A 20,217-nucleotide genomic window follows, 5' to 3' on the forward strand; every position below is an offset into this window, starting at 1 on the left:
CCGATGGCTGCTCTGGGCGTACTATTGGCGGAAATCGGCGGCGAGGCTAGCTGCGGATGGCAGCTAGGACTCCCTCAGCGGACTGGTATCAGTCCCAGTTTGAACACTAGGAAGGCCCGGCCGTTCTGGTGGGGATTCGCTATGAGCGAGACGCTGGCCGGCGGCGCGTACGAATCGGTGATCCTGAGGAATCGGCGCGCCGTGACCGCAACGCTGACGAGGGCGCCCGTCTCGGTCCCATAGAACGCGCTCTTTCCGGCCACGGCGCCCGCGTGGACATCGAGTTCGACCTCGGTGCCCGCGAGTATGGGCACGCCGGCCTCCACGTAGACCGAGTTGTCCAAGTCGAACATGAGGCCGCCGAACAGGGTGAAGCTAAGAGATTCCGGACCCAGCAGCGCCGCAAAGAGCTCCAGATTGTGGGCGTCGGCTTCCCGGAGCCCCAGGCCGCCCGGGGAGGGGAAGTAGTAGTCGGTGATGCCGGCCGACACGCCCGCACCTCCGTCCGTCCGGAGGGTGTAACTGGCGGTGAGGTCGATCTCGTTCGCTCCGGCCCCCGAGGCGCTGATCGAATAAGACCCCCATGCCGCGACCTCGAGTCCCACCGCCTCGAACGATACGGACGGCTGGACGGCCATGGATTCGCCGAAGTCGTACCCCCGCCACACATAGCGGCTGACGATATCGGCCCCGGTGGACACCGTCTGGGCGGAGAGGCCTCCCGCTACCAACATTCCGGCCGCGACAAGTCGCGCGGTCCTCATCATTTCGGTGACCTTTTCAGAAAAAAGACTCCCTGCTGCATCGATGTGACGGCGATGACTCCGCTCTCGAAGTACGGGTAGTTGCTCCAAGCCCCCAGGTAGTCCGGGGTCGAGAGATTCGGTTCGGTGTCGAAGTACAGCACCTCTCTGGGATACGCTCGGTTGGAGATGTCGAGGACCCGGAGGCCGCTCGTGTAGTTCGACTGGTACATGTAGTCGTCCCGGACGTACAGGTTGTGGTCCGTCGAGGTGGTCTGCGCCCGGTACTCGTTCACCACCACCGGGTCGTCCAGCTCCGCGACGTCCCACACCACCGTGCGGGTGCGCCGCACGCCGCTGTTCTCGTCCGCCTCGTCGTTCAGATAGAAGTACTCGTGGTCCTCGTCGAGCCACCCCTGGTGGGTGTAAGCGGCGAACGGGTAGGTGGCGGCCGCCAGCGACATGGGCCGGTTCTTGTCCGTGACATCGACGATACTCAGGTGGGTCTCGTTCGCACCGAAACAGATCTCTCTGCCTCGGTGTTCGGCATCGGGTCCGCGGTAGATCACGCATTGCACGTCGTGCGTGTACCCGCGCACGAGCCGCCCGGTCGCGGGATCCGTGAAACAGCCGGCGTACATCGGGTTCGACGGGTTGCGGATGTCCACCATGTGGAGGCCCGCGAGGCAGGCGCTCTCGCCACCGTTGGCCCCCACGATGTACGCGAAACCCGATGCCTCGTTGATGGCGATGTTGTGGGCGCTCGGCACTTGGTCGTAGCGGGCGGTCTCCCGGAAGGTGACGGGTGGGTCGCGTGCGTCGCGTAGCCGGGTCAGGTCAAAGACCTGCATTCCATGGCTCCACGCCGCGTCCGCAACGATGAAGGCGTGGTTTCGGTACACCTTGATGTCGCGCCAGATGCTCGCCCTCGATCCCTCTGTCATGGGCAAGATACCCGCGTATAACGGGTTCCCGGGGTCGGAAAGGTCGATGAAGCTGGTTCCGGTTGCGTGGGCGACCAAGGCCCACTCGGTGCCGGTGGCGGGATCGGTCCAGCCCCACAGGTCGTTCACCACGCCGGCCGAGTGCAAGCCGGTTAGGCCTGGGCCGAGTTTGCCTACCCCCATCTCCTCCAGCGGCAGGAAGGCGAGGAGATCGAGACCTCGGCAGGCGTATTGCCCCGCTCGACCGTATTCGCACGGCACCACGCCATCCGTGACGCTCGGCGCGTCCTCGACCTCGACGGCCGACGGCTCGACACACGCCGAAAGTACGAGCAGCGCAACAACGACGCACCATCGAGCGATTATCATGGTTCCATCTCTCCTTGGTCGTCGAAGCTCTCCACGATGGACGTACCGCTACCCCTCGCCGTCCTCTTCCTCCAGAACCGGCCTGCCGCCGACGTAGACCTGTTCCAAGGTCTTGGTGTTGGTGATGTCGCGGAAAGGACTGGCGCCCAGCACCAAAAAGTCGGCTCGCTTGCCGGGTTCCAGCGTTCCCACATTGTCGAGCCCGAGGCACTCCGCTGCGGTGCCGGTAGCCGTCCTCAGGGCTTCGGTCGGAGTCAGACCGGCGCCGCCGACCATCAGCGCGAGCTCCATGTGCTCGAAGAAGCCGGGGAAGCGGCCCGGAGGTCCGGCGTCGGTCCCGAACGCGATCCGTACTCCCGCTTCGTTTAGGGCGGTGAGGTTGGAGAGAGCCTGGACGAGCGCGACCCGATAGCGCGCCGCCGTCTCGCTGGTCCGCACCTGCTCCATGTAGGTGGAGTCGCTCAGCCGTTCGACCTCGGAAGCCATGGCCCGAGCGGTGAAGAACTCCTCGTCGAAGAAGCCGGGACGCCGGCCGTAGACGAAAGTGCTCACCTCGCGGGTCAGCGTGGGAACGTAGCACACGCCGCTCTCGGTCAGGCCGGTTGTGAACTCGTCGTCCACGTCCGCGTCGCGGACCGAGTGGGCGATCAGCCCGGCCCCCATCTCGAGAGCTCGGCGAGCGTCCTCCAGGTAAAAGATGTGCGTCGCCACCGGCACGCCCGCCTCCCGACCGACGTTCACCACGGCCTCGACCGCTTGCCAGGGCATCTTCTCGCTGGTGCCGAGGTTGTCGTCGATGCGCAGCTTGAGCCAGTCCGCCCCGGCGGCCACGACCTCGCGCGCTGATGCGGCCGCCTCGGAGGGCTCCCGGGCGGTGATGACCGGCCCGGAGGCCAGCAGGGCGGCCAGGCCGGCTGCGTCGGCGATCTCGTCCCGCGCCTCGATCACCTCGACGGCGTCGCCGAGCGAGTTCACAGTCGTGACGCCGTAGGCCGCGAAGAGACCTAGATCGGCCTTCACCCTCTCGACGATGTCGTCCTCGCCGTTTTCCATCCAGCGTCCCGACACGTGCGCGTGGGTGTCGATGAGTCCCGGAATGACATACTTGCCTTCGAGCAGGACGATCTCCGCGTCGGCGGGGATGCCGCCGGTGGTGGAGACCGAGACGATCGTTCCGTCGGTGACGACGATGGTCGCACCCGATGTCGGTTCGGAGCCGGTGCCGTCCCAGACCGTCGCGCCCACGAATGCGACCGTGGTGGCGGCCGTGCTCTGCTGAACGCCGGAGGACGCGCTCCCGATGTCCGGGGTGAGGCTTGCGAAGGCCGGCGACGGCGTCACCGCGAAGAGGGTTGGAATCGCCGTGATAGCTTGAAGGCGGACTGGTATTTTCATTTCCGCATATCCGGTTGGTACCGTCTCCGCACGGCGGTGATTCCCTCTTCGGAGCCGATCACCGTCAGGCGGTCGCCGGCGCGGAGAAGTGTCTTGGAGTCGGGTATGATAAGCTCTTCACCCCTGACCACCATAGTGGGTAGAGTCCTCGGAGGAAAGGCAATCTCGCCCAGAGTCCTGTTCACCAGGCCGGCGTCGTCCACGTTGAGCTGCGCCACGAGCTCGTCCTGCAGCAGGGTCGTACGCAGTTGGTCGTTCCCTTCCGCAGCGACCCAGGCGTCCATGAACTCCACATGGTCCGCTCGGCGGGCGATATGGGCCAAGGTCCGGAGGTGGCGCCCGGGTGCGCTCTTGGGCGAGACCAGGAAGAACACGGCCCGGACCGGCTCGGCCTTGGGGGGCGCAGTCGGGGGAGGCGGAGTCGCTTCGGACCTTGCGATATCGGTGACTCGCGGCGCTCGGGCTATCGCCAGGTAGGGTCGATCGATGGAATCCAGGGTGAGGTGCGGGAGCGCTACCCCGTGTGAAACCGGGGTGGCTCCGCTGCGTCTGCCCTCCATGAAGGCCGCGTTGAGGCTGGCGGCGTCGGCGGTTTCGCTTACCGCGCCGGGGGCGATCAGTTCGGCTAGACGCCGAGACGCCAGTTCGGCCAGTTCGGCGAAGGCGACCGGGCGGGCGTAGTCGAGAACCGGAGCCTTGGTCACCAGCGCGAAGAAGGGATCGGCCTCGCTGGCGGAGTGCTCCTTCATGATCTCGCGGAGCTCGCGGTCGAGCCCGGTGTGACGTTTTCGTCCCAGTCTTTCGAAGACGTGGAGAATAGCTCCGCCGCGGTCCACGCGGTGCTGGGCGTAGTAGCTGTACCAGCTCGCTCCCAAAACCACCAGACCGCCCGCGAAGAGAGACGGCAGCGTACCCAGCGTCACGATCATCCAGCCCGAGGCCAGGATGCCGCCGATGTGAAGCGCCGGATACAGGGGAGACCTGAAGCCGGGGTCGTACGAAGCGAGCCCGCTTTCTCGCATCACGATCACTCCCAGGCAGGCGAGCGAGAAGGTCAGGAGCAGGAAGGCGCTCGCCAGCTTGGCGATGTTGCTTGGACCCAGCGAGACGAATGCGATGACGAGCGCCACCGTCACCACGATGCCCACCGTAGGAGTGCCTTGTCGGCTTATGCGCCCGAACAGCGGCGGAAGGATGCCGTCGCGGGCCATCGCCAAAGGGTAGCGCGAAGAGTAGAGTATGCCCGCGTTCGCCACCGCAAAGAAGGCGAGCAGAGCCGCGACGGCCGCGAGCGTCGGCCCCAGCGTCGAGCCCCATCCGGTGGCGAGTACCTCGGCGGTGGTGGCGACGGGAGTCAGATCGCCGCCGTCGGCCGCGAGACGGTCCGCGCCGACAACTCCGACCATGACGGTTGTACCGCCGATGTAGACGAGCAGCACCGTGCCGAACGCGAGAAAGATGCCGGTCGGAAAGCTCCGGGCGGGATCGCGGACCTCTTCCGCGACACTGGCGACGTTCGATAGTCCCATGTAGCTGACGATGACCAGCCCGGCGGTCGCGACGAGGCCGGAATCGAGATTACGTCCGATTCCTGCGAAGCCGCCAGGGTCGACCTGAAACGAGCCGGCTCCGATGAAGAGAGCGAGCAGTGGCAGCAGGCCGACGATCAGGATCGCCTGAAACCGTCCCGTGATCCTCGCGCCCAGGGCGTTCACGGCACCGAAGACGATAGCTAGCGCCCATGCGATGGGCGTCGCCGGCAGGTCGTCGAAGAAGATGCCCAGGTAGGCGCTGATGCCCACCAGGGCGAAGGCGGCCTTGAGCATCAGCGAGATCCAGATGCCGAAGCCCGCGATCGTCCCCACGAGTGGCCCCATGGCTCGGTCGGCGAAATAGTAGACGCCGCCCGCCTTGGGCATGGCGGTGGTCAGTTCCGCGACGCTCAGCAGCCCCGGCGCCAGGACGAGCCCCGCCAGCGCATAGGCAAGCGGGACTGCGGGACCGACCTCATTGGCCGCCAGTCCGGGCAGCAGGAAGAAACCCGAGCTGAGTGTCGCCCCTACCGCGAGGGCGTAGACATCTCTGGTGCCGAGGGATTTCGGGAGCCCCTTGCCGAGACTCATTTCCAGATGTGGTTCGTTAGCCGGAGGCCTCTACGATCCGATCCAGATACTCGTCGATCTTCGCGACGGCCGCGAGCGTCTCGGACTGAGAGTCGGCCCCGGCGATGGCCATCGCGAACTTCATCATTTCCCGCCGGGCGGCGTCGCGATCGAAGGTCGAGGCCTTGTGGGCGGCGGTGACCGGGGCCGCCTTGGGAGCCGAGGCGCGTCCGCGCGGCTGCTTGCGCGGAGTCTCGGTCGCGGCGGAAACGATCTTCCACGGCATCTCCTGACCCTTGGCGGCGGGGGTCGGCGGTACGGGTTCGGGAGCCGCGTCGGCGACGGCGCCCGGAGCGGGAGCGATCGGCTGGGGCTTCTTCTTCCGGCGTCCGTTCTTCGGCACCCTCTTGGGCGCCGGCGGCAACTTGCCTTCGTCCCGCAGCTCGCGGTAGGCCGGCAGTCGGTACTTGCCCTGGAACTGTCTGATCGACAGGTCCGCCACGGAAGAACTGATCTCCGTAGCCCGACGCTGGAGATCTTCGTTCCGGGTCTTGGGATCCTTGAGTACCTCGGTCTTTACGAACGCCAGGACGCGGGCGTACTCGGTGGTTGCCTCATTCATGCTCGATAAGGGGTGTGAGGAGGGGGCCGCCGGACAAGCTTCCAAGTAAGATACCGCACTATCACACAGACAACAAGTAGGAAGGCGTTATCTTTCCGCCATGAGCGACCTATCCCGGGAACTGAAATGGCGCGGCCTTCAGCAGGACGCGACGCAAGGGGCCGAGCCGCACCTGGCCGAGGCTCCCCGCTCCATCTACATCGGTTTCGATCCGACCGCGCGCTCGCTGCACGTGGGCAGCCTGCTCGTCATCTCCACTCTCGCCCTGGCTCAGCGTTGCGGCCACACGCCGATCGCCCTGGTCGGCGGCGGTACCGGACTCATCGGCGATCCTTCGGGGAAGAGCGACGAGCGCAATCTGCTCTCCGAGGAGACCGCAATGGAGAACAGCGAGGCGATCGGCGCGCAGTTGGCCGCCTTTCTCGATTTTTCGCCTTCGCTCTCGAACCGGGCCCTGGTATGCAACAATCTCGACTGGTTGGGCGGGCTCGGTCTGGTACCCTTCCTCAGAGACATCGGCAAGCACTTCTCAGTGAATCGCATGGTTGCGCGCGAGTCGGTGAAGCGTCGGGTGGAGACTAGCGAATCCGGCATCTCCTTCACGGAGTTCTCCTACTCCCTCCTCCAGGCCTACGACTTCCTGGAACTCTACCGACGCCACGGCTGCACGGTTCAGATGGGCGGCAGCGATCAGTGGGGCAACATCACGGCAGGCACCGAGCTGGTCCGCAAGGTCGAGGGCGTTCGGGCCTTCGGCGTCGTCTCGCCGTTGGTCACGAATTCTTCGGGGACCAAATTCGGCAAGACCGAGTCCGGCAACGTCTGGCTCGATCCCGAACTGACCTCTCCCTACGAGTTCTATCAGTTCTGGCTGAATACCGCGGACGCCGACGTGGTGCGACATCTGAAGGCGTTCACGCTCCTGGGCCGGGAGGAGATAGACGGAATGGCGGCGGAAATCGATAGCGCACCTCACCGACGGGTGGCTCAGCGAGCCCTCGCGGCGGAGGTCACGCGGCGGGTCCACGGGGACGTGGGCCTTGCAGGAGCCGAGCGAGCGACGCGGGCGTTCTTCGGCGGCGAGCTCCGGGAGCTGAGCGAAAAGGAGCTCGGCTGGGTGTTCGCAGACGCTCAGGCGGTCGAAATGGAAAGGGAAAGATTGGCTGCCGGGGTGCCGGTGACGCACTTCGCGGTCGCCAGCGGGGTAGCCGGTTCTCTCAGCGACGCCCGCCGCAGGCTCGCGGAAGGAAGCTTCTACCTCAACAACGTCAGGGTGACCGATCCCGAGCACGTGGTCGCGACCGAGCATGTCATCGGGTCCCGGTATATTGTCGCTCGCCGAGGCAAGAAACGTTACGTACTCGTCAGGGTGGTCGGGTGACCGGCTCGCCGTCCAACAATGGAGAACCAGGAAAAGTGTCAGTAAGAAATCCCCTCGTCGGAGTGGTCATGGGCTCTAGCTCCGACTGGGGCACGATGGAGCATTGCGTTAAAACGCTCGACGCCCTCGGCGTCGCCAACGAGGTCAAGGTGCTTTCGGCGCACCGCACGCCTCACGAGGCCGCCGAGTACTCGGAGACCGCAGCGGACCGCGGATTGAAGACCATCATCGCCGCAGCCGGCGGGGCCGCGCATCTGGCCGGGGTCCTGGCGTCCCTCACGCACCTGCCTGTGCTGGGCGTTCCAATGAAGGCCTGGTCGCTCGACGGTCTCGACTCGCTGCTCTCGACGGTGCAGATGCCGCGTGGAGTTCCGGTTGCCACCTTCGCCATCGGCAAGGCCGGCGCCGTGAACGCCGCCATCTTTGCCGCCCAACTGATCGGGCTCTCCGATTCGGAAACCGCCGCGTCGGTCGCGCGGGACCGTCGGGAGAGGCGCGACGCGGTTCTCGTCGAGACCCTCGGGTAGGCCGGCCGATGCTCGACGAGATCAAGGGACGGCTGGAGGGGGAGATCTCCCGGCTCAAGCGCGAGCTGAACATCGATCTGCCCAAGAGAATCGAGGCGGCGTTGGAGCTCGGCGACCTGCGCGAGAACTCGGAATACAAGGCCGCCAAGGAACGGCAGGCGTTCGTCGAAGCCAGGCTCGGCCAGCTCAGCTCGCGGGTCTCCGGGCTGGCGAAGATCAACCTCGACGAGATGGAGCTTGACCGAGTGGCGATCGGCTCCGAGGTTAAGGTGCTCGACTTCGCATCCGGGCAGGAGTTCACCTTCACAATCACCCCCGGCGACTTCATAGACCTCGACGCCGGCCAGGTGTCGATGGCCTCGCCCATCGGTCAGGCTCTGATGGGATCATCGGAGGGGGACGAGGTGGATGTGCGCCTCCCTGGCGGGGTGCGACGTTATCGCGTCGAAAAACTCACGGCCCTCGGGGGTTGAAGGTCCGGTAGGCCGGACCGGCCGTGACTTTCGATCCCGGGGCGGTCGGGCGCCACGGAACCGACGCAGAACATCTTCCCGCAGGAGGTCCGACCGTGCCGAGCAAACCGAACCGACGAGAATTCGCCCGCCTTTTCGCCGCAGGCGGATCGGCGGCTCTCCTCGGCCATCCCGCCCTCGAGGGCCTGCTCTCAGGCAGGTCCGCCGCAGCCGCTTCCCCGCCCGCTCTCGGGCCCGGTGGCGTCCGTCCACGGGCCGGAGCCGATGTCGACTGGAAGGCGGTGCGGGCAGCCTTCCTCATGCCCGAGGAGCTCTCGGTTCTGAACGCGGCGAATCTCTGCCCTGCGCCCTCCCACGTCATCGCCTCGGTTCGTGAGGATACCGAACGGCTCGACCGGGAGCCGGTGCCGTCGTTCCGGGCCGAGATGCACGGGGTGCGGGAGCCGGTGCGGGATCTGCTCGCGGATTTTCTCGGAGTGACGCCTGAAGAGATCATCATCGTCCGCAACACCAGCGAGGCGAACAACTGGGTCTCCGCCGGTCTCGATCTCGGTAGCGGCGACGAGGTGGTGATCGTGGCCGACAACCACCCGAGCAGCAACCGGGCCTGGAAGGGGCGCGCCGAGCGTTTCGGTTTCACGGTCAGGGAGATCGTCCCGCCTTCGCCTCATCCGGGGCCGGACTACTACGTCGACGCCTTTCGTCGGGAGATCACGTCTTCCACACGGCTGATCGCCTTCACCCATCTCACCAACACGGCCGGAGACCTCTTTCCGGCGGCGGAGCTCTGCGCCCTGGCGCGGGAACGCGGAGTGCTGTCGCATGTGGACGGTGCGCAGTCCTTCGGCCTCTTCGACGTGAATCTGCGAGAGATGGGGGCGGATTTCTACAGCGGAAGCGCGCACAAATGGCCCTGCGGTCCGAAGGAGGCGGGAGTCCTCTACGTCCGCGCGGAGGTCGCCGATCGACTCTGGCCCTCGGTTTACTCGGCCTACCCCGGGAGGCGGGGACTGTCGCGCACCCACGAGGGCATGGGCCAGCGGGACGAACCCGCTCTCCGCGCCTTCGGACGGCAGATCGAGTTCCTGAACGGAATCGGGATGGTCGAGATCGAAGAACGCTCGCGCTACCTGGCGAGCCTGCTGCACGATGCGCTCGTCGAACTGCCGGGGATCCGCATGTGGACCTCGCCCCATGCCGAGCGCAGAGCGGCGGTGGTGACCTTCCGACCGGCTTCGCTCGACCCGGCCGAGGTGATCGCCGCACTGGAGGAAGACGGAATAGTCGCCGCGGCTCGGACCGGGAGCGACCGGCCGGGCGTGCGCTTCTCGCCGCACTTCTACAACTCGGAGACCGACGTGGAACGGGCGGTGGCGGCGATCTCGCGTTATCTGGTCTGACACTCGGTTCACGCAAGAACACCGAGCTCGTGAACCCTGCTCCGGCGGCAGCGCCGGGGGAGGGTGAAGGACTCCTACCAGCCGCCGAGGCTCGGACCGAAGACGAGCACTCGAGGTTCGCCCAGGCCGTCGAACGCGCGAGCCAGGGACTCCGGCGTCACAGCTGAAATTTCGGAGCCGAGACGCCGGACTCGACCTTCCCTGAGCAGGTCGCCGCTGATCCGGAGGCCGGCGTCGGAGCCGTTAGCGTCGGCAAGCAGGCTTCGTGCCCGGAAGGCCCTGCGGGCCAGCAGGAAAAGCGTGCCGTCGGGAGGGGAACCTCGCAGTTCCCGTACCGTTGCCAGAGCGTCGTCGATCCACCGGGCGGCGCGGTCGGGATGGAATGCGGCGCGTACCAGCACGACGGTTCCGTCCGGCACCTCGGCGATCGCCACGTCGACGCCGTAGGTGGAGGGCCGGGGCGGATCGGGCATGAGTTCGGCGCGCACGAGGTCCGCCGCGAACTCGAGCTCGGTTCGCGGGACGTCGGACTGCACCGGATAGGCCAGACCGATCCATGAAGCGGTCACGTTGCGCCGGAGGTCCGACCGTCGGCCGGTCGCCCACGGGGCTCCGACCGCCGCGATCCCGGTGTTGGCACCCATCTCGGCGACCGCCGCCGAGTCGACCGTTCCCGACGCCTCGGCCCGGCCAGGCGCTTCGAGGCCGGCGGAAGGCAGCGCCCAACCGGGGCCGGTGACGACGGTCAGGGCGCGGGAAGACCGGTAACCGGAGCGGTGAAGGGCGTCGACGTCGGCGAACGAGACCGACGCAGGGTCGCCTGCCCGGGCCTGCCGTGCCGCCCGCCCCGTCAGAAGCGCGGTCAGCTCCGCCTCGAATTCCTCTACCGGGGATCCGTCCGAAAAGGCCGCAGCTGCGACGGCGCGCGACCTGACTTCCTCGAACCGGGCCGCGGGAGGGGACGAGAATATTGCTGCCGAGGCAAGCTCCCACGCCGCGTCCCACCCCGTCGGAGACGAGACCAGTTGGAAGCGTGTGGAGACCCGGCCGACCGACGCCTCGACCCTTGCGGTGCGGCCCGCCAGACGGCGGTTCGCCTCGGCGACCAGGGCCTCAGCGAGGAGCGACGCCGTGCCCGATGACACGTTCGAGCCGGAAAGAGAGCCGACCGGCACGGTGAGCGTGACTACCACCGCCCCTGTTGCCCTAGCTTCGACGTACCGCGGAACCCCCTGGCCGGCCGCAGTGCCGGGCTGGGCCAACAGGGCGAGAGCGAGGACCGCCAGCGCCCGTCCGCGGAATCCTTTGATGGCCGCCGGCACCGGAAACGCCCTAGTCGTCATCGCCCGAGGTCGGCGTAGCGAGGTCCGTCGAGGGTCTCGACGTATTCCAACATCTCGGCGAGCCCCAGGCTCTCCAGCTGCCGGAGACGTTCGGATGCGGCGGCGAGCTCGCCTGTGGTTCCGTAGGCATCGGTGATCGCCCTCAGAACCGCAGCCGGTCGGTCCAGTCTCGTCCAGCGCTCGAGGGCCGCCTCGCGGGCGGCCTCGCGAACCTCCTGCTCGGTGAGCGTCTCGCGCACTCGGTCTACGATGCCTCTCAGCAGCTCGCGAACCGTGTTGGCGCCGCGTGGGTAGGCGGCGCCGGTCACTACTATCGCGGAGCGGTCCGCGAGGGTGAGAAGCCTCACGGCCATGACCGACTCGTCGGGCCCCGAGTTCATGCGGGCGGCGATCAGCCTGACCAGCACCTCGGCTCGCGGATCCGCAGGTGATCGGTCCGCCCAGACCGACCCGTGCCAGCGCCTGATGGTCGACGGCCGTCCGGATGCCGCTATGGACGGATGGGGCAGATCGTCGAGTCCGGCGGGAGGCGGATCCCGGTTGCCGAGGATGCCCAGAGCGGCAAGCACGACTGCCGGTTCCGCCGAAGTGTGCACGAAGACCGCCATCGAGCCCGGAACGTGGGTGCGAGCCCAGAGTTCACGGATTCCGGCGAAGCGCAGTTCGCCCGCGGCCGAGGCGGTCGTGACGCCCAGTTCGGTGAGCAGGCGCGCTACGAGGTACTCCTCCGGCGACTCCTCCCGGCGGGACGCCTCTTCTCGCGAGAGCACGAGAATTTCGGGGAGGTTGCCGTCGCCGGGCGAGGGTGCGGCGACCCCGGTCCGGATCAGGAAGCCGAGAAAATCGAGATCGATCTCGGCCCCCTCGACCGAGTAGCTGATCCCCCAGGGCGAGCGGGTCGCGGAGACGTCGGCTCCCGTCGAGCCTACTGCGCCCCTCATGCGCCGTTCGGCGAGCTCCGCGACGACCGCTCCGGCTCCTCTCTCCACCGGATGCTCGGTTACGGGGACGAAGACTCTGATCGCGGCGACGCCCGTGGCTTCGGCAGGGAAGAGAAAGATCTCCGGGCCGTCCACCAGCCGGATGATCGTATCCGGCGACGGCAGGAGGTCCTGCGCGTCAACGGGCCCGGCCGGATCCGATGCGATGGAAAGGCTCCACGCGACGAGAAAAGGTACCGCGCGCGACGACGGCGGGCGAGGCCGAAGGATCCCCACTGTGAGGCCGCCCTTCCTCACCGCGACCAGAGCGCATGCAGCGCCGCGCTGCCGGTGGAGGCCTTGGCCACGGGGGCGTTTAGTCCCGGATTTCCTCGGGGAAGAAGTAGTTCATGGGGTTGCGCGGTACCCCGTTCACATGCACCTCGTAGTGGACGTGGGTCGAGGTGGAGGTTCCCGTACTTCCCATCAGACCCACGGGATCGCCGCGTTTCACCATTTGACCGACCCTGACCAGAAGCTTGTCGGCGTGAGCGTATCGGGTGACGAAGCCGTAGCCGTGGTCGATATCCACGGTCAGTCCGTATCCGGGCAGGTTGGAGGCACGAATCACTCTGCCTTTCGCGGTCGCCCACACCTGCGACCCGCGCACTCCCGAGATGTCGACGCCGTGGTGAGGCAACGGCAGATTGTGGATCGGATGGAGACGCTCCTGCGAAAAACCGCTCGCGATCCATCCGGCGGCCGGTTTGATGGAGGGGAGAGATTCGAGCATGTCGCGCTTGGCGCTCGCTTCGTCCACCGCCGCAGTCAGACTCGCCAGCAGGATGTCGGCCCGGCGCGTAGCTTCGTCGAGCGCGTCGGAGATGCCGAAAGCCCGAGTCCGCGAGGTCGAGTCGAGTTCGTCGAGGTAGTAGGTTTCCAAGGTCGGGGAGCCCGGCCCTCCGACTCCGGCCATGAGCACCTCGGGGTCGAGCGGATCGAGACCGGCCAGGGTGCGGAGCTGAGCGTCGCGTTCGGCGATCTCGCCGATTCGGTCGCTGATCGAGGCGGCCTTGTCTTCAAAGGCGAGGAGCTCTTCGCCGAGAGTCGAGGTGCGAGCCTCCAGGACGCCGACATGTACGGCCTGCGTGAGCCCGTACGTCGCAAGAACGAGCAGGGCGAGCCCCAGGAAGGCCGCCAGCCCTCCCGCCCAGCAGATTTTCCGGCCCAGGGTCCGCGACAGGGAGAGGTGGGTTGTCTTCCCGGACCGTTCGTCCATGACCACCACCGACCAGCGTCGACCTCTCATGCGGGACTTGCCGTATTCGTGTCGTCAGGTGTTCCGAGCATCGGTTCCTTGGTCAGGCTGTCTGCCACGCTGATTGGAGAGTGCAAAGATGCCAAGCCGCAGCCGAGGTGTCAAGGTCGCACACGGAAAACGGACGAAGCCACGCGCCGCCGTTACGCCGCTCTCGGCGCTCGTAGTTTCACCGCGGACGGTGGAGGAACACCTCACCGCAGGCTTTCCACCTTGGGGAAGAGCGGCTCGAGCGCGTCGAGGCTGCGGCCCGCGAGGGAGCCTGCGGTAGCTTCCTCCAACGTGGGCGCCGCATCCGTTCCGAAACAGCGAGCGAGGCGCACCATGGCGTTCGGGGTGACGGGCTCGAAGAGCGCACAGAGCACCAAGACCACCCGGGCGAGGCTGGCCAAAGCCTCGTCGAGCTCTTCCGCCGCGCCGCCGTCCGCTAGCTTGGCCAGCTTCCACGGCTGCGAAGCTTCCACGTATCCGTTCGCGATGCGGGCCAGCTCCATCGCTGCAGCCAGCGCTTCGTGGAGTCTGAGCCGCTCCATCTCCGACCTCACCCGTTCCACCGCACCTTCGATCTCGGCGGCGAGCCCTTCTCCCGGGGCGTCGGGCACGATTCCGTCCCGGTAGCGGCGGATCATCGAAACCACTCTCGACGCAAGATTGCCCAATATGTTGGCGAGCTCGGAGTAGCGGGCGAGGAAGCGTTCGGGCGTGTAAGAGGCGTCCGATCCGGTGGGCATCTCCCTGAGCAGATACCAGCGCACCGCGTCGGCCCCGAAATCGCGGCTGATCCCGAGCGGATCCACCACGTTGCCGAGGGACTTGGACATCTTGGTGTCTCCCACCACCCACCAGCCGTGCGCGAGCAGCCGGGCGGGCGCCGGCAGCCCCACCCCCATGAGCAGCGTCGGCCAGTAGACGGCGTGCGTGGTGATGATGTCCTTGCCCACCACATGGAGATCGCACGGCCAGCGCGAGTCGCCCCAGTCGTCGAAGCCCTGCCGTTCCGGCTCGGCGTCCGGGTCGATCGCGCCCGACGCGGTAAGGTAGTTGATGAGGGCGTCCACCCACACGTAGGCGACGTGGTCGCGGTCGAAGGGCAGCTCGACGCCCCACGACACCCTCGACTTGGGACGTGAGATCGAGAGGTCGGCGAGCGGCTTCTCCAGAAAGCCCCGGATCTCGTTCAAACGCGAGCGTGGAACGATCCAATCCGGGTTGGCGTCGATATGTCGCAGCAGGTCTTCCCGGAACGCGCTCATGCGGAAGAAATAGTTCTTCTCCTCGATCCGACGCACTGGTCGCGAGCAGTCCGGGCAGGTGTCGCCCGGCCCCAGATCCTTCTCGGTCCAGAAGCGCTCCTCGTGGATGCAGTACCAGCCCGAGTATCTGCCTTCGTATATGTGCCCGCGTTCGTGGAGCCGGGTGAGAAACGCGGTCACTACGGCCTTGTGCTCGTCCTCCGTCGTGCGGATGAAGCGGTCGTGAGAGATGTCGAGCTCCTCCCAGGCCGCCAGGAAGCGGTCGGCCATGGTGTCGCAGAGCTCGATAGGGGTGACGCCTCGCCTGGACGCCTCCTCCTCGATCTTGGGGCCGTGCTCGTCGGTCCCGGTGAGGAAGAGCACGTTCGATCCCTCCCGGCGCCAGAAGCGAGCGAGCGCGTCCGCCAGGATGGTCGTATAGGCGTGTCCGATGTGCGGTTCGCCGGAGGCGTAGTAGATGGGCGTGCTGACGAAGCGCCCAGATCCGGTCATGCCCGCCGTTCGGCCCTTGGGGCGGCCATTTCCTTCTGAAGATCGCCCAAGGTCACCATCCTTCTGTCTCCGTCATCGTTCTTCAGCCAGACCTCCTCCTTGAAAATATCGATATCGACGACCCTCTCGCGTCCGTCGGCCAGCGCGAGCACTCGCCCCTTGCGCGGGAAGCGGCGCCGAGCCTCCACGTAACTGGAGTGTTCGTGAAGCAGGCAGCACATGAGGCGCCCGCAATTGCCGCTGATCTGCTCCGGATTGAGCGAGAGATCCTGATCTCGGGCCACGGCCACGGTCACCTTGCGGAAGGAGGTCATCCAGGTCGAACAGCACTGTTCGCGTCCGCATCTGCCGACGCCGCCCAACTGCTTGGCCTCTTCTCGCGCGGTAAGATGCTCGAGCCGCACGCGGGCCCTGAAGGTGCGAGCGAGCTCGGGGAGGAAACGACGGAAGTCGACCCGTCTGGGGGCGGTGAAGTAGAGGATCAGGTAGCGTCGATCGAAGCGCCACTCGGCGTCGGAGAATTTCATCTCCAGACCGCTCTCAAGAGCCATCTCCCTGGCACGTCGACACACGCGCTCGTCATCCGCTCTCAGCTCGGGGAGCTTGGCCACGTCGTTCTTGGTGGCGAGCCTGATCACGTCGAGCTCGGGGGTCGGGGTGGCGCAGCCCGTGGAGGTGGAACACTTGCGTTCGGCGACGGCTCCCAAGGCGGTGACCCGCCCCAGGTCCCAGCCTCCCTCGGCCTCGACTATGACCCGGTCTCCGGTACTGAGGTCGATCCCGCGGCTGCCGAAATATCCCTTGCGCGCACCCTTGAAGCTCACCTCGGCGAAGAGGGTCGCCCATTCGGATTCCTGTTCGCCGTTACGCGGGGCGGGGGGAGGTGAATGAACGGCCGTCGGTGGTGGCGCGGCGGCGGGTGCGAGCGGGGAGGGAACGGGTCGGTCGTCGCCGGGGGCTGAGCTGGACACCGGCTACGCGTTCGCCTCCCGCCAGGCTCCGACGGCTTCGTACTTGGCGTGGCGCGCCGCGATCAGCGCGTCCGGGGTCAGGGCTGCGAGTTCGTCCAGCAGACTGCCGAGGGCGGAGCTCAGGCTTTTGGCGGCGGCGTCCCAATCGGAATGGGCTCCGGCGTCGGGCTCGGGCACGATCTTGTCGCACACCCCCATCTCGACGAGGTCCTTGGCGGTGAGCCGAAGAGCCACCGCGGCCTCCTCCTTCTTCTCGGCGGTGCGCCAGAGTATGGCGGCGCATCCCTCTGGAGAGATCACCGAGTAGATCGAGTGCTGCAGCATGACGATCCGGTCCGTGACGCCGATACCCAGGGCGCCGCCCGACATGCCTTCTCCGATGACCACGGAGACCGTGGGCACCTTCAGGCAGGCCATCTCCCGGAGGTTGCGGGCGATGGACTCGGCGATCCCGCGTTCCTCCGACCCGATTCCGGGGAAGGCGCCCGGCGTGTCGATGAAGGTCACGACCGGGCGTCCGAACTTCTCGGCCTGGCGCATGAGGCGGAGCGCCTTGCGATAGCCCTCGGGGTGCGGCATGCCGAAGTTGCGTCGAAGGTTCTCCTTCATGTCGCGCCCCTTCTGATGCCCTATCACCATCAGCGAACGATCGCCCAGGCGGGCCCAGCCCCCCACGATCGCCTCGTCGTCCCTGAAGTTGCGGTCGCCGTGGAGCTCGATCCAATCGGTGAAGATCCGCTCCACGTAGTCGAGCGTGTAAGGACGACGCGGGTGACGCGCCACCTGCACCTGCTCCATGGGAGAGAGGTTCCGATAGGTCTCGTTCGTCACTTGAGTCAGGCGAGTCTCCATCTCTTCGATCCGGGAGGAGTCCTGTCCGCGCTGCTTCGAGTCGCGCTTGAGCTTCTCGATCTGGGTGCGTATCGTCTCGATATTGCGCTCGAATTCGAACTGCATTTCGTGAGACGGTATGGAGGCGCGTGCGGGGTGGAGAGCGCGGGCGTCGGCCGCTCGCGGGCGAAACATGGGCGAGAACCTGGGAACGCCGACCGCCGAGTCGGCCGGAGCCGGTGTCCGCCGGAGACGCGGTGATGGCGAACGATGGGGAACACCGGAGCCGCGCAGGGTGTTCCGATGCAGAACAGTCCGTCGATGACGCGCCGCTCTACCGTGGCAGTTCCTGGCTGCGGGCTGCCACTGCTTCGAGCGCCACGATACGGCTGGTCCGGTGACCCGTTTTCTCTCCCCCGAGCTCGTTCCCTTCCCACTCTTCGGGACCGCGCACCTGGCCACCCTGGCGCTGGCGGCGGTCGTGGGCTTCCTGATGGTGCGGGGCGGTCGTCGCTCGAAGGCGCGGAGGTCGCGGCTGAGATGGGCCATGGTCGCGGGCTTCCTCATCGGCGAGTCGCTCTCGAACGGATGGAGCGCGAGCGTGGGACGATGGCAGCTCGATTCGGACCTCCCCCTGCACCTGTGCGGCGTGATGGTGTGGGTGAGCGTCTACGGGCTGGTCAGCCGGGCGCGCTGGGCGCGCACCCTAATGTACTTCTTCGGCGTCGCCGGCGCATCCCAGGCGCTGCTTACGCCTTCGGCCGAACACGGCATCGCCCACATCGCCTACCTGGCCACCATGCTCTCCCACGGACTCCTGGTGATCGCCGGGCTCTGGGTCGTGCTCGTCGAGGAATACCGACCCGGGATTCGTGACCTCGTGGTCGCCTTCGTCATTCTGAACATCTACGCGCTGGCCCTCTACCCGGTAAACCTCCTGCTGGGCTCCAACTACATGTACCTCGTGTCCAAGCCGGAATCGCAGTCGCTCTTCGATGTCTTTCCGAGCTGGCCCTGGTACCTTCTGCTAACGGAGTTCGTCGCGTTCGCCCTCTTCGTGTTGATGTATCTGCCTTTCCGACGAGGCAGGTCTACCCGGATCCGACGGGGGGCTCGGGGAGCTTGAACCACACCAGGATTCCGGTGGCGATTATGAAGGCGGCGGCAAGCACGGTGTTCACGAAGAAGCCGCTGTCGGCGTAGACCGGGCCCGCCGCTGCGGAGCCGACCGCATATCCCACGTGGCCTGCGGCGACTGTGAGGCTCATCAGTTGCCCGCGGTTCCTGCCGCTCACGAGCGATGTGAGCAGAGCCGAGAACGGTGAGAGTCTCATGGCGACGAGGGCCATGGTGAGAAAGAAGTAGATGTAGCCGAGCCAGGCGTTCCGCACGAACGGGACCGTGGCCAAAGTGAGGACGCAGAGACCGATGCAGGCGATCAGGACGAGACGTTTCCGGCCGACCCGGTCCGAGAGCTTTCCGGCTCGGGGTCCGCTGACCACGTTCGCGACTCCTCCGAAGGCGAACATTAGGGCCAGCTGGGAGCCCTCGATCCCGACGGAGGTCTCGAGCCAGATGGGGAAGTAGGTCACCAGAAGCGAGATGCCCAGAAACATGATGAAGTAGGCCGCCGCGGCCCACGCGACGACGGGCCTGCGCAGCAGCCGCGCATATCCTCTCGCGGCTCCCACGATCGTGAGCGGCAGACGCGAGCGGCGGATCTTGGGCTGAGGGACCAGGAAATAGACCATGAGGGTGGCGACGGCCATGGTCAACCCGAAGAGGTAGAACGGCGACTTGACGCCGAACCCGTTCGCGAGCAGGATGCCGATGGGAATGCCGCCCACCTGCCCGACTGCGGAGCCGCTCATGGCCCATCCGCTCGCCCATCCGCGTCGGTCGTAAGGAAAATAGTCGCCGATGTAGGAGACTGCGGCGCCGGTGAGCACGCCCCCGGCCATTCCGGCGAGGATGCGCACCGCCAGAAACGAATAGTAGTCGGTCGCGAAGGCGTGCAGCCCCAGAGCCACGCTCATGCCCGCCGCGCCCCAGAGCAGGATGCGCCGCCTGCCCACACGGTCCGACACGGGTCCCGATATGATCGCGAAGACGCCCAGCATGACGGAATAGGCCGCGACGAAGGTGCCCATGATCGCGGCATCGACGACGAGCTCCTCCCCGATCAGCGGGAGGATGGGCGCGATAATCATCGTCTGGCATGCGGACGAGAAGATCAGCAGCCAGAGGGTGAGGATTATGGTCTTGTCGGAGCCGCCGGTCGGGGCCCCGCCCCGGAAGAGGAGCGGTCGTTTCCAGCGTGGACGGTTCGCTTTAGAAGTCTCGATGGATCACCATGGCGTGGCGTTGCACTGTGGGCATCATCACCAGATTGACGACGTTCACGTGGGGCGGAGTGTTGGCGACGTAAGCGACCGCGTCGGCCACATCCTCCGGGGTGAGGGGCACGGTGTCGCCGTAGACCGAGGCGGCGCGTTCGGAGTCGCCGTCGAAACGCACCTCGCTGAACTCGGTCTCCGTAAGCCCGGGGTCGACGCTCGACACCCTTACCCGGGTGCCCACGAGGTCGATGTTCATACCTTCGTTGAGGGCCCAGACCGCGAACTTGGTCGCGTTGTAGACGGCGCCCTTCGGATAGACCCAGCGTCCGGCGATGCTCCCGATGTTGATCACGTGGCCCGAGTCGCGCTCGACCATCAGCGGCAGCACCGCCCGCGAGACGTAGAGCAGCCCCTTGAGGTTGGTGTCGACCATGTCGTCCCAGTGGGCGAGATCGCCCTCGTGGAAGAGGTCGAGACCGCGGGCCTTGCCGGCGTTGTTGACGAGGATGTCGGGGACGAGCCCGCGCTCCTCAAGGTCGGCGACGTAGGACCGGACCGCCTTGGAGTCGGTGACGTCGAGCGAGGCGCCTTCCGCAGCGATCCCATGTTCGGCGGTGAGATCGGCCGCCAGACGGCGGATCCTGTCCTCGCGGCGTGCCGACAGGAGCAGATGCGCCCCTTGGGCTGCGAGCGTGCGGGCGCAGGCCTCGCCGATACCGGCCGAGGCTCCGGTTATGAGTGCGCGCTTGCCTGTGATTCGTGGCATGGTTCGGGCTGGAGTCAGGGTGACCGGG

General features: G+C 66.6%; 18 protein-coding genes. 5 read left to right on the top strand and 13 right to left on the bottom strand.

Features of this window, described 5'->3' with window-relative positions; translation table 11 throughout:
- Positions 1 to 74: 74 nt before the first annotated feature.
- The 5 genes from J4G12_04955 to J4G12_04975 are packed head-to-tail and all read right to left on the bottom strand — an operon-like array spanning position 75 to position 6,175.
- Positions 75 to 767: a hypothetical protein gene (locus J4G12_04955; protein ID MCE2455153.1), complete on the bottom strand. Its 693-nt coding sequence runs from the start codon at positions 765 to 767 to the stop codon at positions 75 to 77.
- Complete coding sequence (locus tag J4G12_04960; GenBank protein ID MCE2455154.1) at positions 764 to 2,056, bottom strand: choice-of-anchor B family protein; 1,293 nt, start codon at positions 2,054 to 2,056, stop codon at positions 764 to 766. The genes J4G12_04955 and J4G12_04960 overlap by 4 nt, the downstream gene beginning before the upstream one ends.
- A gap of 48 nt (positions 2,057 to 2,104) precedes the next feature.
- Entirely contained in the window at positions 2,105 to 3,451 is a 1,347-nt protein-coding gene (locus J4G12_04965) for an amidohydrolase family protein (protein MCE2455155.1), read from the bottom strand.
- On the bottom strand, positions 3,448 to 5,574 hold the full coding sequence (locus tag J4G12_04970) for an amino acid permease (protein MCE2455156.1): 2,127 nt from the start codon (positions 5,572 to 5,574) through the stop codon (positions 3,448 to 3,450). Before J4G12_04970 ends, J4G12_04965 begins: the two co-directional genes overlap by 4 nt.
- Before the next feature lie 16 nt (positions 5,575 to 5,590).
- The gene (locus J4G12_04975) at positions 5,591 to 6,175 is read right to left on the bottom strand and encodes a hypothetical protein (protein ID MCE2455157.1); all 585 of its coding nucleotides are present in this window, start codon (positions 6,173 to 6,175) and stop codon (positions 5,591 to 5,593) included.
- A gap of 100 nt (positions 6,176 to 6,275) precedes the next feature.
- Here J4G12_04975 and J4G12_04980 point away from each other — a divergent pair, with 100 nt between their 5' ends.
- The 4 genes from J4G12_04980 (at position 6,276) to J4G12_04995 (ending at position 9,956) form a co-directional block, all read left to right on the top strand.
- Positions 6,276 to 7,556 (top strand): tyrosine--tRNA ligase, encoded by a 1,281-nt coding sequence (locus J4G12_04980; protein MCE2455158.1) that lies wholly within the window; start codon positions 6,276 to 6,278, stop codon positions 7,554 to 7,556.
- Between the two features lie 68 nt (positions 7,557 to 7,624).
- Positions 7,625 to 8,083 (top strand): 5-(carboxyamino)imidazole ribonucleotide mutase, encoded by a 459-nt coding sequence (gene purE / locus J4G12_04985; GenBank protein ID MCE2455159.1) that lies wholly within the window; start codon positions 7,625 to 7,627, stop codon positions 8,081 to 8,083.
- An 8-nt stretch (positions 8,084 to 8,091) separates the two neighbouring features.
- A complete protein-coding gene (locus tag J4G12_04990; GenBank protein ID MCE2455160.1) occupies positions 8,092 to 8,556 on the top strand; it encodes a GreA/GreB family elongation factor in 465 nt (154 codons plus the stop codon).
- A gap of 95 nt (positions 8,557 to 8,651) precedes the next feature.
- Positions 8,652 to 9,956, top strand: coding sequence for an aminotransferase class V-fold PLP-dependent enzyme (locus J4G12_04995; protein ID MCE2455161.1), 1,305 nt, complete (start codon positions 8,652 to 8,654; stop codon positions 9,954 to 9,956).
- A gap of 74 nt (positions 9,957 to 10,030) precedes the next feature.
- Here the strand turns inward: J4G12_04995 and J4G12_05000 are convergent, their stop codons facing one another.
- From J4G12_05000 to J4G12_05025, 6 genes are all read right to left on the bottom strand, one after another.
- Positions 10,031 to 11,299, bottom strand: coding sequence for a hypothetical protein (locus J4G12_05000; protein MCE2455162.1), 1,269 nt, complete (start codon positions 11,297 to 11,299; stop codon positions 10,031 to 10,033).
- A complete protein-coding gene (locus tag J4G12_05005) occupies positions 11,296 to 12,375 on the bottom strand; it encodes a hypothetical protein (GenBank protein MCE2455163.1) in 1,080 nt (359 codons plus the stop codon). Before J4G12_05005 ends, J4G12_05000 begins: the two co-directional genes overlap by 4 nt.
- A 220-nt stretch (positions 12,376 to 12,595) precedes the next feature.
- A complete protein-coding gene (locus tag J4G12_05010) occupies positions 12,596 to 13,528 on the bottom strand; it encodes a M23 family metallopeptidase (protein MCE2455164.1) in 933 nt (310 codons plus the stop codon).
- Between the two features lie 203 nt (positions 13,529 to 13,731).
- Entirely contained in the window at positions 13,732 to 15,282 is a 1,551-nt protein-coding gene (locus J4G12_05015; protein ID MCE2455165.1) for a methionine--tRNA ligase, read from the bottom strand.
- Positions 15,279 to 16,253 carry a Signal peptidase-like protein gene (locus J4G12_05020; GenBank protein MCE2455166.1) on the bottom strand — a complete coding sequence of 325 codons (975 nt, stop codon included), beginning with the start codon at positions 16,251 to 16,253 and terminating at the stop codon, positions 15,279 to 15,281. Before J4G12_05020 ends, J4G12_05015 begins: the two co-directional genes overlap by 4 nt.
- Positions 16,254 to 16,256: 3 nt before the next feature.
- Positions 16,257 to 17,210 carry an acetyl-CoA carboxylase carboxyltransferase subunit alpha gene (locus J4G12_05025; protein ID MCE2455167.1) on the bottom strand — a complete coding sequence of 318 codons (954 nt, stop codon included), beginning with the start codon at positions 17,208 to 17,210 and terminating at the stop codon, positions 16,257 to 16,259.
- A gap of 271 nt (positions 17,211 to 17,481) precedes the next feature.
- On the opposite strand from J4G12_05025, the gene J4G12_05030 reads away from it, so the two are divergent.
- On the top strand, positions 17,482 to 18,210 hold the full coding sequence (locus J4G12_05030; GenBank protein ID MCE2455168.1) for a TIGR02206 family membrane protein: 729 nt from the start codon (positions 17,482 to 17,484) through the stop codon (positions 18,208 to 18,210).
- Here the strand turns inward: J4G12_05030 and J4G12_05035 are convergent.
- Positions 18,176 to 19,294, bottom strand: coding sequence for an MFS transporter (locus J4G12_05035; GenBank protein MCE2455169.1), 1,119 nt, complete (start codon positions 19,292 to 19,294; stop codon positions 18,176 to 18,178). The two genes, J4G12_05030 and J4G12_05035, sit on opposite strands and share 35 nt — an antisense overlap.
- A gap of 121 nt (positions 19,295 to 19,415) precedes the next feature.
- Complete coding sequence (locus J4G12_05040; GenBank protein ID MCE2455170.1) at positions 19,416 to 20,189, bottom strand: SDR family NAD(P)-dependent oxidoreductase; 774 nt, start codon at positions 20,187 to 20,189, stop codon at positions 19,416 to 19,418.
- Positions 20,190 to 20,217 lie beyond the last annotated feature (28 nt).

Source organism: Gemmatimonadota bacterium (assembly GCA_021295815.1).
In the GTDB taxonomy this organism is placed as follows: Bacteria; Gemmatimonadota; Gemmatimonadetes; order Longimicrobiales; family Gaopeijiaceae; genus JAGWBQ01.